Source organism: Acinetobacter sp. USHLN143 (assembly GCF_037145695.1).
In the GTDB taxonomy this organism is placed as follows: Bacteria; Pseudomonadota; Gammaproteobacteria; order Pseudomonadales; family Moraxellaceae; genus Acinetobacter; species Acinetobacter fasciculus.
The window spans coordinates 1-259 of record NZ_JBBCWZ010000285.1 but is presented as its reverse complement, the minus strand read 5'-3'; the positions used below and the strand labels follow the sequence as shown (position 1 = coordinate 259).

Annotated in this window: 1 protein-coding gene; it reads right to left on the bottom strand. The window is 48.3% G+C overall.

Annotated features, from left to right (window positions below; translation table 11 throughout):
• A partial coding sequence (locus WFH18_RS18095; protein ID WP_336755452.1) for an IS66 family transposase occupies window positions 1-259 on the bottom strand: 259 nt, incomplete at both ends.

The following is a 259-nucleotide window of genomic DNA, read 5'->3' as shown; positions in this document are numbered from 1 at the left end:
GCGGTCTTCCGCTGTACTATCGGTCTTTTTCCTGAGTTCTGCTTCTATCCCATACAGTTTCTGAATCAGCACTAATGCCTGTTCAGCGACCTGACTTTTCCCGGTCACATGCAGTTCATGGAATTTACGACGTGCATGGGCCATGCAGCCCACCTCAATCACCTGGCCTGATTTAAAACGTGCTTTATAACCACTGTAATCATCACAGACTAGATAGCCCTGCCAGCCTTTCAAGAACTCTTCAGCATGCTGGCCTGAA